The sequence below is a fragment of the Bradyrhizobium ferriligni genome (genome assembly GCF_056837965.1).
The window spans coordinates 1-11,705 of sequence record NZ_JBXEJO010000131.1; the positions used below are offsets into that span (position 1 = coordinate 1).

The 11,705-nt window shown below is 64.6% G+C and carries 10 protein-coding genes and 2 pseudogenes; 6 read left to right on the top strand and 6 right to left on the bottom strand.

Annotated elements, in window-relative coordinates; translation table 11 throughout:
• Positions 1–326 precede the first annotated feature (326 nt).
• Positions 327–737 carry a (deoxy)nucleoside triphosphate pyrophosphohydrolase gene (locus tag AC1VNY_RS41355; protein WP_028343243.1) on the bottom strand — a complete coding sequence of 137 codons (411 nt, stop codon included), beginning with the start codon at positions 735–737 and terminating at the stop codon, positions 327–329.
• Here AC1VNY_RS41355 and AC1VNY_RS41360 point away from each other — a divergent pair.
• The 3 genes and pseudogenes from AC1VNY_RS41360 to AC1VNY_RS41370 form a co-directional block, all read left to right on the top strand.
• The gene (locus AC1VNY_RS41360; RefSeq protein ID WP_482409497.1) at positions 727–915 is read left to right on the top strand and encodes a hypothetical protein; all 189 of its coding nucleotides are present in this window, start codon (positions 727–729) and stop codon (positions 913–915) included. The genes AC1VNY_RS41355 and AC1VNY_RS41360 overlap by 11 nt on opposite strands.
• A 56-nt stretch (positions 916–971) precedes the next feature.
• Positions 972–1,031: pseudogene (locus AC1VNY_RS41365) on the top strand (hypothetical protein); the annotation flags it as partial.
• A gap of 12 nt (positions 1,032–1,043) precedes the next feature.
• Positions 1,044–1,255, top strand: a pseudogene (locus AC1VNY_RS41370) (pilus assembly protein); the annotation flags it as partial.
• 182 nt (positions 1,256–1,437) lie between these two features.
• On the opposite strand, the gene argJ reads toward AC1VNY_RS41370, so the two are convergent.
• Complete coding sequence (gene argJ, locus AC1VNY_RS41375) at positions 1,438–2,697, bottom strand: bifunctional glutamate N-acetyltransferase/amino-acid acetyltransferase ArgJ (RefSeq protein ID WP_482409498.1); 1,260 nt, start codon at positions 2,695–2,697, stop codon at positions 1,438–1,440.
• Positions 2,698–3,077: 380 nt separating this feature from the next.
• A complete protein-coding gene (locus tag AC1VNY_RS41380; RefSeq protein ID WP_482409499.1) occupies positions 3,078–4,004 on the bottom strand; it encodes a peptidylprolyl isomerase in 927 nt (308 codons plus the stop codon).
• Positions 4,005–4,394: 390 nt separating this feature from the next.
• Here AC1VNY_RS41380 and secA point away from each other — a divergent pair, with 390 nt between their 5' ends.
• On the top strand, positions 4,395–7,259 hold the full coding sequence (gene secA, locus AC1VNY_RS41385) for a preprotein translocase subunit SecA (protein ID WP_482409500.1): 2,865 nt from the start codon (positions 4,395–4,397) through the stop codon (positions 7,257–7,259).
• An 82-nt stretch (positions 7,260–7,341) separates the two neighbouring features.
• Here secA and AC1VNY_RS41390 read toward each other — a convergent pair whose 3' ends face one another.
• From AC1VNY_RS41390 to AC1VNY_RS41400, 3 genes are all read right to left on the bottom strand, one after another.
• Complete coding sequence (locus AC1VNY_RS41390) at positions 7,342–7,722, bottom strand: cupin domain-containing protein (RefSeq protein ID WP_212056438.1); 381 nt, start codon at positions 7,720–7,722, stop codon at positions 7,342–7,344.
• A gap of 204 nt (positions 7,723–7,926) precedes the next feature.
• Positions 7,927–8,361, bottom strand: a complete 435-nt coding sequence (locus AC1VNY_RS41395) for a VOC family protein (RefSeq protein WP_482409501.1) — start codon at positions 8,359–8,361, stop codon at positions 7,927–7,929.
• Between the two features lie 165 nt (positions 8,362–8,526).
• Positions 8,527–8,970, bottom strand: coding sequence for a MarR family winged helix-turn-helix transcriptional regulator (locus AC1VNY_RS41400; protein ID WP_016847408.1), 444 nt, complete (start codon positions 8,968–8,970; stop codon positions 8,527–8,529).
• A 178-nt stretch (positions 8,971–9,148) separates the two neighbouring features.
• Here AC1VNY_RS41400 and AC1VNY_RS41405 point away from each other — a divergent pair, with 178 nt between their 5' ends.
• Together AC1VNY_RS41405 and AC1VNY_RS41410 are read left to right on the top strand one after the other, a co-directional pair.
• Positions 9,149–10,330 carry a substrate-binding domain-containing protein gene (locus AC1VNY_RS41405; protein ID WP_482409502.1) on the top strand — a complete coding sequence of 394 codons (1,182 nt, stop codon included), beginning with the start codon at positions 9,149–9,151 and terminating at the stop codon, positions 10,328–10,330.
• A 79-nt stretch (positions 10,331–10,409) separates the two neighbouring features.
• Positions 10,410–11,594: a substrate-binding domain-containing protein gene (locus AC1VNY_RS41410; protein ID WP_482409503.1), complete on the top strand. Its 1,185-nt coding sequence runs from the start codon at positions 10,410–10,412 to the stop codon at positions 11,592–11,594.
• Positions 11,595–11,705: the final 111 nt, after the last annotated feature.

An 11,705-nucleotide genomic window follows, 5' to 3' on the forward strand; every position in this document is an offset into this window, starting at 1 on the left:
AGATGGGTATAAGAGACAGCTCCACGAGTCGTATCGCGGAAATAGCCCCCACCCGGATCGCATCTGCGATGCGATCCGGCCTCCCCCGCAAGCGGGAGAGGCCGACCGAGACAGCGGATAAGTCGCATTCATATGCGATTGCCCTGCCCTTGCGGGGAAGGCGAGGGGCGCTTACGCCATTTCGGAATAATGGAATTATGCCGGTGAGTTGCCCGACGTGTCAAGTCGCCCGGTCGAACGCCGGCCACCCCCACCATGCTTTGCATGGGGTTGTTTTCGATATTTTGGCAGCGCGCCTCCCTCGCACGCGGAAGAGGCGACGAAGATCACAGCAACAGATCGATCAGATGCGGCAGCAGCGGGATGTCCGCGGGCGGCATCGGGTAGTCGCGCAGCTTGCTTGCGCGGACCCAGGCGAGGTTCTGGCCCTCGCGCGCCACCGCGATGCCCTCCCAGCGCCGGCAGATGTAGAGCGGCATCAGCAGATGGAAGGTCTCGTAGGCATGGCTGGCGAAGGTCAGCGGCGCGAGGCAGGGCTCGCTCACGGTGATGCCGATCTCCTCATGCAGTTCGCGGATCAGGGTCTGCTCCGGCCGCTCGCCGGGCTCGATCTTGCCGCCGGGGAATTCCCACAGGCCGGCCAGCGCCTTGCCCTCGGGGCGCTGCGCCAGCAGCACGCGCTTGTCGGCATCGACAAGCGCGCAGGCGACGACGAGGGTCAGCTTGATGTCAGCCATGCAGTGGGGGATTCCTTCCGATCTTCAAGCTTTCATTAACCAGCAACGCGCTGTCAGCCAAACGATTTATGCCCGCGCGGCTTTCCGCGATGGCGATAAGCAGGCCTTAATTCGTATCCGGCAGGGTGAAGGTTCTCATTTATCTGCCGATCATTTTCTTTGCCGACATAACCCATGAGCACCTTGATCCGGACCATCAGCCGTTTCCGCCGCGATCGCTCCGGCAACATCGCGATGACCTTTGGCCTCGCTGTGCTGCCGCTCGTCGTCGCGGTCGGATGCGCGGTCGACTATTCCCGCGCCAACACGACTTACCTGCAGCTGCCGACCAACAACTGGTACATGACCTGGATCGATCCGTTCAACCAGGGCCCGTTCGGTCCGTCGCCGAACAGCCAGATCGCGCAGAACATGCAGGCCTGCGCGTCGCCGGGCTTCTAAGCCCGACGCAAGGCATCGCGGACGCGATGAACGCGCTGTTCAAGAAGGCCGTTGCCGACGCGCGGATCTCGAGCTAGCGAACGACCAGCGCTGCCTCACCGTCACCCTGAGGAGCCGCGAAGCGGCGTCTCGAAGGGTCGACGGCCCGGCTCTTTCCGTGCTGGCGCATCCGGGCCGTGCACCCTTCGAGACGCGCGCAAGAGCGCGCTCCTCAGGATGACGGAATAGAGCGCTTTGCTCATCGTAATGACGAACGCCGCTACGACCGGTAATCGCCGTTGATCGCGACGTATTCCTTGGTGAGGTCGCAGGTCAGCACGCGGTCTTTGGCCTTGCCGAGGCCGAGCGCGACCTTGATCTGGATCTTCGGCGCCTTCATCGCCTCCGACACCTCCTTCTCATCGTAGGACGGATCGCGCGCGCCGCTCTTGGCGACGCGGATGCCGTTGAAGGAGATCGAGAGCTTGTCACGGTTGGCGGGCTCGCCGGCCTTGCCGACCGCCATCACCACGCGGCCCCAATTGGCGTCCTCGCCGGCGATCGCGGTCTTCACCAGCGGCGAATTGGCGATCGACATCGCGATTCTGCGCGCCGACGGTTTGGTGGTGGCGCCCTCGACCACGACCTCGACCAGCTTGCGGGCGCCTTCGCCGTCGCGCGCCACCTGCTCGGAGAGATCCGCGAGGATCTGCTGGAACGCCTTGGTGAAGGCCTTCAGCCGCGGGTCGTTGGCGCGCGAGATCTTCGGCGCGCCATTGGCGGCCGCCGCGCCGGTCGCGAAGGCGAGCAGCGTATCCGAGGTCGAGGTGTCGCCGTCGATGGTCAGCGCATTGAAGGTGTCCTCGACCCCGGCCTTGAGCAGGGATTGCAGCACCGATGCCGACAGCGGCGCGTCGGTGAAGATGAACGACAACATGGTCGCCATGTCGGGCATGATCATGCCGGCGCCCTTGGCCATGCCGTTGATCGTCACCTTGGCCTTGCCGAGCTTCACGGTCGCGGTCGCGACCTTCGGAAAGGTGTCGGTGGTCATGATCGCCTTCGCCGCGTCCATCCAGAGATCGGGGGTCGCGGTCTCGGCGAGCTGCGCCAGCACGCCGTCGAACTTGGTGGCGTCGAGCGGCTCGCCGATCACGCCGGTGGAGGCGAGGAACACGTCCGACGTCGCGCAGCCGACCGCCTTCGCCGCGATCTGCGCGGTCAGCGCGGTGGACGCCTTGCCGGTCTTGCCGGTGAAGGCGTTGGCGTTGCCGGAATTGACCACCAGCGCGCGCGCCGATCCTTTTTTAGAAGATCCTGCGCCCTTCAGCTTGGCGCGGCACCATTCGACCGGCGCCGACGGGCACTTCGACTTGGTGAAGACGCCGGCCACCGTGGTGCCCTTGTCGAGCAGCGCGAGCAGCACGTCGGTGCGCCCCTTGTAGCGGATGCCGGCGGCAGCGGTCGCAAGCCGCACACCCGCGATCACGGGCATCTCGGGAACGTCGGGCGGGGCGAGGGGGGAGACGGCGGTGGACATCTGGAAGCTTCCGGCTACGGGGAGGGAAGCGCTCCATAACATCTCGCCGCGAGAAGCGGGAGAGGGCTGCGACGCGAACGCGCGACAGCGTCGTCCCGGCGAAGGCCGGGACCCATAATCACCGTCATCAATTGTTCAAGAAACTGCTGCCACAGCAAGACAAGCTCCGCTGCGGCGTATGGGTCCCGGCCTGCGCCGGGACGACGCGATCTTCAAAGAAGCCGTAGCCCGGATGGAGCGCAGCGCAATCCGGGACAGGTCCCTTCGCGGCAACAGACCCCGGATTTCGCTGCGCTTCATCCGGACTACGAGGACAGGCTCAAAAAGCAAAATGGCCGGGACATGCCCGGCCATCGCAACTGCAACTACGTTCGCGAAGCTTACTTCTTCGGCGGCGCCATCTTGTTGTCGGCGGGCTTCGGCGCGTCCTTGGCGGCATCGGTCGGCGCGGCGGCGTCGGCCGGCTTGTCCATGCGCTCGACCTTGGCGGCCTCGCGCAGCTTGGCGACATAGTCGGCCTGCGCCTTGCGGGTCACATAGGTCTCGATCTGGGCCTTCACCTGCTCGAAGTCGGGCGCCTTGCGGTTGCGCTTTTCCTCGACCTTGATGATGTGCCAGCCGAACTGCGACTTGACCGGATCGGAGATCTTGCCCGGCTCGAGCGAGAAGGCGACCGCGGAGAATTCCGGCACCATCTGCTCCTTGGTGAAGAAGCCGAGGTCGCCGCCGTCGGAGGCGCCTGGGTCCTTGGACTTCTTCTTGGCGAGCTCGCCGAAGTCGGCGCCCTTGTCGAGCTCGGCCTTGATCGCCTTGGCCTCGTCCTCGGTCTCGACCAGGATGTGGCGGGCGCGCACCTCCTGCTCGCCGGTGATCTGCTTGGCGGCCTCCTCATAGACCTTCTTCATGGCGTCGTCGGTGGTCGCGGCCTTGCCCTCGCTGGCAAGCAGGCTGTCCATCAACAGGCGGTTGCGGGTGAAGGTGAGCCGCTTCTTGAAGTCGTCATTGTTCTCGATCTTCTTGTCCTCGGCGGCCTTGGACACGATCTTCATGTCGATCAGGAAGGACAGCACGTTGTCCTTGCGGGTCGAGGGGTCCATCTGCTGCAGGCTCGGGCCGAGTTCCTCCTCGGCGAGCGCCACGTCGCTGGCGTGGATCTCCGAACCGTTGACCTTCGCCAGCACCGGGTCGGATTCCGCGGCCCGGACCGGGAGGCCGGCAGCCAGCACTGCGACAAGACAGCCCGTCGCGGCCAGGGTGGCGAGGCCGAGGCGCAGGCCGGTTTTGGTTTCCGGAGGCGAGGTGGTCATGCAAAATCCTTGTCTCAAAGGGGGGAAGCTCGAGCGGGGCGGACACTCGCCCAATCGTGTTACATTGGCAACGCGAAAGTCTTGTCAAAATGATGAATTCCTTGACATCTTGCCAACGTTGACAACCTCCCGACCGGGCCATATCTCTGGCCAACCGCGTCAGCGGTGAGAGCGCTTATTTTGCTGCGTTTTTCGCCGTTGAACCCAGGATGGCCTGTTTCCCACTCAATTGGCGGAGGAGCTCCGGGCCGGGGCTCGAACCGTAGCGCGTCACGGTGAGTTGATAGGCGATCCGGCGGACCATCTCAGGCTGTAATCCAGACTGAATTCCAAGACCGACTTCAAGACTGAACGAAGACCGAACCCGAGACCGAAGAACAGGAATTTCGCATGATCGGCGCGCTCGCCCGCAAGTTTTTCGGCTCCGCCAACGACCGTCGGGTCAAGGGGTATCAGTCCCGCGTCAACGCCATCAACGCGCTGGAGCCCGAGCTCGTCAAACTGACGGACGATCAGCTCAAGGCCCGCACCGCCGAATTCAAGCAGCAGCTCGCGAGCGGCAAGACGCTCGACGATATCCTGGTTCCGGCCTTCGCCACGGTGCGCGAGGCCGCCAAGCGGACGCTCGGCCAGCGCCATTTCGACGTTCAGCTGATCGGCGGCATGGTGCTGCACGAGGGCGACATCGCCGAGATGAAGACCGGCGAAGGCAAGACGCTGGTTGCGACGCTCGCGGTCTACCTCAACGCGCTCGCCGGCAAGGGCGTCCACGTCGTCACCGTCAACGACTACCTCGCCCGCCGCGACTCCGGCTGGATGGGCCAGATCTACGCCTTCCTGGGGCTGACCACCGGCGTGATCGTGCACGGTCTCGACGACGCCGAGCGCAAGGCCGCCTATGCCTGCGACATCACCTACGGCACCAACAACGAATACGGCTTCGACTATCTGCGCGACAACATGAAGTACCGCCTGGAGGACATGGTCCAGCGCGAGCACTACTACGCGATCGTCGACGAAGTGGACTCCATCCTGATCGACGAAGCGCGCACGCCGCTGATCATCTCCGGCCCGCTCGACGACCGGTCGGATTTCTACAACACCATCGACACCTTCATGCCGAATCTCGCCAAGAAGGACGACTACGAGGTCGACGAGAAGCAGCGCACGGTGACGCTGACCGAAGCCGGCATGGAGAAGCTCGAGAACCTGCTGCGCGACGCCGGCCAGCTCAAGGGCGACTCGCTGTACGACGTCGAGAACGTCTCCGTCGTGCATCACGTCAATCAGGCGCTGCGCGCGCACACGCTGTTCACGCGCGACAAGGACTACATCGTCCGCGACGACGAGGTCATCATCATCGACGAGTTCACCGGACGCATGATGCAGGGCCGGCGCTATTCGGAAGGCCTGCACCAGGCGCTGGAAGCCAAGGAGCACGTCACGGTCCAGCCCGAGAACCAGACGCTGGCCTCGATCACCTTCCAGAACTATTTCCGGATGTACCAGAAGCTGTCCGGCATGACCGGCACGGCGCTGACCGAAGCCGACGAACTGTTCGACATCTACAAGCTCGAGGTCGTGGAGATCCCGACCAACCTGCCGGTGGCGCGCCTCGACGAGGACGACGAGGTCTACCGCACCCAGAACGAGAAATACGCCGCCATCCTTGCCGAGATCGAGCGCGCCAACAAGCGGCTGCAGCCGGTGCTGGTCGGCACGGCGTCGATCGAGAAGTCGGAAGTGCTGGCCGAGTACCTGAAGAAGCACGGCTACAAGCAGATCGACTTCACGTCCGAATCCGGCATGGAGAAGCTCTATGCCGCGGCGCGCGCCGGCAAGCCGGCAAAGCTGTTCGCGGTGCTGAACGCGCGCTTCCACGAGCAGGAAGCCTATATCGTCGCGGAAGCCGGCGTGCCGGGCGCGATCACGATCGCGACCAACATGGCCGGCCGCGGCACCGACATCAAGCTCGGCGGCTCGCTCGATATGCGGATCCAGCAGGAGACTGCAGGGATCACGGATGAAGCCGAGAAGGCCAGGAAGATCGAGCAGATCAAGGCCGACATCGAGCGCTTCCGCGAGATCGTGCTGAAGGCGGAAGAGGATTTCGAGGTCGAGCCCGCCAAGGGCAACAAGTCCGCGAAAACCGTGAAGAAGCCGGGCGGCCTCTACATCATCGGCTCCGAGCGTCACGAATCCCGCCGCATCGACAATCAGCTGCGCGGCCGCTCCGGTCGTCAGGGCGACCCCGGCCGCTCGAAGTTCTTCCTGTCGCTGGAAGACGATCTGATGCGCATCTTCGGCTCCGACCGGCTCGACAGCATGCTGCAGCGGCTCGGCCTGCAGGAAGGCGAAGCGATCATCCATCCCTGGATCAACAAGGCGCTCGAGAAGGCGCAGCAGAAGGTCGAGGCGCGCAACTTCGACATCCGCAAGAACCTCTTGAAGTTCGACAACGTCCAGAACGACCAGCGCAAGGTGATCTTCGACCAGCGCGTCGACCTGATGAAGGACGACAGCGTCGTCGAGACCGTGACCGACATGCGCCATGCCTTCGTCGAGGACGTGGTCACCAAATACATTCCCGAGCACGCCTATGCCGAACAGTGGGACACCGCGGGCCTCAAGGACGAGCTGAAGCGCGTGCTCGACGTCGATCTGCCGGTCGACGAATGGGCGAAGGAAGAGGGCATCGCCGACGAGGAGCTGCTGACCCGCATCGAGACCCATGTCGACGAGCGCATGGCGGCCAAGGTCGCGCAATGGGGTCCCGACGTGATGCGTTACGTCGAGAAGACCATCCTGCTGCAGACGCTGGACCATCTCTGGCGCGAGCACCTGATCATGCTCGACCATCTGCGCCAGGTGATCGGCCTGCGCGGCTATGGCCAGCGCGATCCGTTGCAGGAGTACAAGACCGAAGCCTTCAACCTGTTCCAGGAGATGAGCGCGCATCTGCGCGAGGCCGTCACCGCGCAGCTGATGCGGGTCGAGATCGTGCCGCCGGAGGAGCCGCCGCAGCCGCTGCCGCTGATGGAAGCGCACAAGCTCGATCCCAACACCGGCGAGGACGAGTTCGCGCAGGCCCGCCTGACCGAGGCGACCTACGCCCAGGCCTCGCTGGCGCCGGGGATGATTGCCACCGACCGCAATCCGAACGACCCCGCAAGCTGGGGCAAGGTCGGCCGCAACGAGGACTGCCCCTGCGGGTCAGGCAAGAAGTACAAGCACTGCCACGGAAGGTACGCGTAAGCGCGCCACTCCAGTAAGCCGAGCGTCGAAGAGCAAGCGCGTGCAGCCCGCCGTGCCCGCTGTTCGCACGATGGCCGCCTAGCTACTTCGGCGTGTCGTAGAGCGGCTTGCCCTTGTCGACGATATGGACGGTCAACAGCTTGATCGCCTTGTCGCCGACGACCTTGTAGGCGCCGTGCGGTGCACCGCGCATGGTGATGCCAACTGCGCCGGTCGGAATTGCCACCTGCTTTCCGTCCGGCAACTCGATGGTGCCGCCTTCGAGGAAGTAGTACGACTCCTCACCATTATGGAAGTGCAGCATCGACGTGTCGCCGGGCTTCAGTTCGCTGATGCTCGTGATGACCTCCATGTTGGTGCCGCTCAAATCTGCTCGCTTCAGCTCTTTTCGAAACGGCGAGTCCTGTGCACTCGCGGGCGTGACCAGCATTGCAGCCAAAGCAAGTCCGACAATCGTCTTCATGGAAATCGTGCCTCCCTGAAAATGGTATTGAGAAATGCCTGCTAGCTTCTTGGAAATTGCGCATGCCGGCAAGTGGTTGGCTTGGCAAGATACATCCCGCACCGCAAACGCGGGCCTGCTCCCATCGGAGAAAAATCCGGTGCGGCCGGTCGCCCCAGACGACGCGGCGGGGCAATTGGCCCGCCGGTCGCAACCGCATTGCGGTCAGCCGGCGTAGGCCCTGTCGAGATCGGCGATCACGATCTTCTGCATCTTCAGCATCGCCTGCATCGCGCGATCGGCTGCCTTGCGGTCAGGGGCGCTGAGATAGCGGCCCAGCGCTGATGGGATCACTTGCCAGGACAGGCCGAATTTGTCCTTGAGCCAGCCGCAGCGCGATTCCTGGCCGCCGTCGGTGAGCTTCTCCCAGAAGTAGTCCACCTGCTCCTGGGTCTCGACGCTCAGGAAGAACGACACCGCCTCGTTGAACTTGTGCTGCGGCCCGCCATTGAGCGCGTGGAACCGCTGCCCCTCGAGCTCGAAGGTCGCCATGAAATCGCTGACGGTCTCGATCTTGGCGTTCGGAAACACCGATTGGTAGAAGGCGACGGCATCGCGGACGTTGTTGTCGAGCCAGAGGAACGGCGTGATCGAAGTCATGACGGGAAGTCCTCGCTAATTGTCGATCGGGGAAGCCTGCGCGACGGCGCGCGAAGGCTGCGCCGCAGGGCGCGCCCCAAGGACGCACCAAACCGCCGCATCCCGACATTTCCTGCCGGTCTTTTTTCGATGGTTTCGATAGGAACGCGCCGGGCCGGCGCGGCCTTAGTTGGCGCTGCCGATCAGGCTTTCCAGCAGGCGCTTGAGCTCGGTGGTCGACTTGTCGCCATAGCTCTCGACAATGTGCTCCTCCTGGCTCACCGCGAGCGAGTTGAGCCGCCGGCACAGCGCCTTGCCGCGGTCGGAGACGAACATCAGCACCTTGCGGCGATCCTTGGGATCCTGGACACGATAGACCAGGGCGTCCGACACCATGCGGTCGATCATCTTGGTCAGCGTCGGATGGTTGAGCAGCACAGCATCCGCAAGCTCGCCCATCGAGTGGCCGTTGCCGTCGGACAGCACTTTCAGGATGCGCCACTGCTCGACCGGCACGCCTTCCTTGGCGAGCCGCGTCTCCAACTGCCGGTTGATCTCCCGGTTGGCTTGCGCCAGCAGGTAGGCGAGATGTTCGGTGATCGGGGAATTTTCTTTCGGCGGTTTAGCCACGGCGTGAGACCTGGTTCCTGACCCGGTGAATGAATGTCCGGCAACTCATGCCGTTTCTATATGCACTTCAATTGTTGAATATTCAATATTTTCACCTAGGATATTCCCCCAACCAAGGGGCGGATGCCGCGACCGCCCGCTGGCTGCGTTGCGTACTGCTTCCCAGACAGGAGTTGGCGTGCTCTCGACGGTCTCTTTCCAGGCGTATGGCGGCATGCCCGTCACGCCGCCGCTGCTGTTTCGAAACCCGTCGTCCTGCGCGGCCGATCTCGCTTTGACCCTCAAGCCGGGCTCGTCGCGCCGTCGCGGCACCGACAGCAAGCTTCGAATCGGCAATTTCATCACCTTCTCCGGCGCGCCCGGGATCTGGGGGCCGATTTCCGCCAACAGCGTCATGCTCGCGGTCGCCGAGATCAACCGCCGCGGCGGCATCCGCGGCCGCGAGGTCGAATTGTCGATGTACGACGCCGGCGGGCCCATCGAGGAGGTGGTGCGCCGCGCCGAGCGGGCGATCGCGTTCGACGAGATCGATGTCATCATGGGCTCGCATATCTCGGCGGTGCGCCTCGCGCTGCGCAAGGTCACAGCCGGCCGCATCCCCTATGTCTACACGCCGGTTTATGAGGGCGGCGAGCGAACGCCCGGGGTGATGGCGATCGGCGAGACGCCGCGCGCGGAAAGCCGGCCGGCGATCCACTGGCTCACCGAGGTCAAGAAGGCGCAGCGCTGGTACCTGATCGGCAGCGACTATGTCTGGCCCTGGCAATCGCATCGCGCGGTGAAGCGCTACATCAAGGAGGCCGGCGGCCGGGTCGTCGGCGAGGAATTCGTCCCGCTCGGCGAGGACAATCACGAGCCGCATCTGGCGCGGATTCGCGCCGCCAAGCCCGATGTCGTGCTGATCACCCTGATCGGCACCGACAGCATCACCTTCAACCGCGCCTTCGCCGAAGCAGGGCTTGCCGCGACCACGCTGCGTTACGCCGGCGCGATGGACGAGACCGTGATGCTCGGCATCGGCCCGGACTCGACCGAAAACCTGTTCTGCGCCTCCGGCTATTTCGGCTGCGTTGATTCGCGCGCCAATGACGACTTCCGGACCAGCTACCGCGCGATGTTCGGCGCGCATGCGCCGCCGATCGGCTCGGTCGGGCAGTCCAATTATGAGGGGATGCGTTTTCTCGAGGCGGCGGCCAATCAGGCGCGCTCGCTGTCGATCGGACCGTTGTCCGCCGCAGCGCACAACCTCGTCTACAGCGGCGCCCGCGGCACCGTCACCATCCGCGACGGCCGCGCCGAGATGCCGATCTATCTTGCCGAGGCCGACGGTCTCGACTTCAATGTGATCAGGACGATCTAGATGGACCGGGCGATGCCGCGCTCGCCGCGCGGCTTGCCGGTGCCAGACAGGAGCAGGTGTGCATTCGACGCCCTACGTCATGGCCCGAACCTCGAGCAACAGGTATGGCGGCCTTCCATGCCCGCCCTCCCTGCTGTTCCGGAACCTGACGTCGGCGCGGTCCGATCGGGTATTTTCCCCGATGGATCGGGACGGTTTCGGTCCGCGCGGTGCGCGCAGCCGGCTGCGGATCGCTGGCTTCGTCTGCTGCACCGGCTCGCCCGGGATGTGGGGACCGGCCGCGACCTCGAGCGCGCAGCTTGCGGTCGCCGACATCAACCGGCGCGGCGGCATCCTCGGCCGCGAGATCGAGTTCTCGGTCTATGACGCCGGCGGACCGATCGAGGAAGTGCTCGACCGCGCCGAGCAGGCGATCGCGTCCGACGACGTCGATCTCATCATGGGCATGCACACCAGCGCGGTGCGCGTCGCGCTGCGCGGCCTGATTACCCGCAGCAAGATCCCCTACATCTACACGCCGGTCTATGAGGGCGGCGAGCGGACGCCCGGCGTCATCGCGATCGGCGAGACGCCGCGCTGGCAGAACCGGCCGTCGATCCACTGGCTGGCCGAAGCAAAGCGCGCCTCGCGCTGGTACCTGATCGGCAGCGACTATGTCTGGCCATGGCAGTCGCACCGCGCGGTGAAGCGTTACATCAAGGAGACCGGTGGCCAAGTGGTCGGCGAGGAGTTCGTGCCGGTCGGCGAGGATGATCACGAGGCGCAGCTGGAACGCATCCGCGCCGCGAAGCCCGATGTCGTGCTGATCTCGCTGATCGGCACCGACAGCGTGACCTTCAACCGCGCCTTCGCCGATGCCGGCCTTGCCGCCACCACGCTGCGCTTTGCCGGCTGTTTCGACGAGACCGCGCTGCTCGGCATCGGCGCCGACAAGACCGAGAACCTGTACTGCGCTTCCGGCTATTTCCCCTCCGTCGGCTCGCAGGCCGGCGACGATTTCAGGGAGCGCTATCGCGCGATGTTCGGGGCGTTCGCGCCGCCGGTCGGCTCGTGCAGCGAGTCCGCCTATGAAGGGTTCTGCCTGCTCGAGGCCGCCGCCAACCGCGCCGGCACGCTGGACATGCGGCCGCTGCTCGCGGCGGCGGACAACCTCGTCTATCGCGGCCCGCGCGGTCCGGTCACGGTGCGCAGCGGCCATGCCAGGATGCCGATGTATCTTGCCGAAGCCGACGGTCTCGACTTCAGGGTGATCAAGCCGATCTGAGTCTTTCTTCACCTCTCCCGCTTGCGGGGGAGGTCGCATTGCATCGAAGATGCAATGCGGGTGGGGGTTCTCTCCACGATATGACTCGCGGTGGCACCCCCACCCCAACCC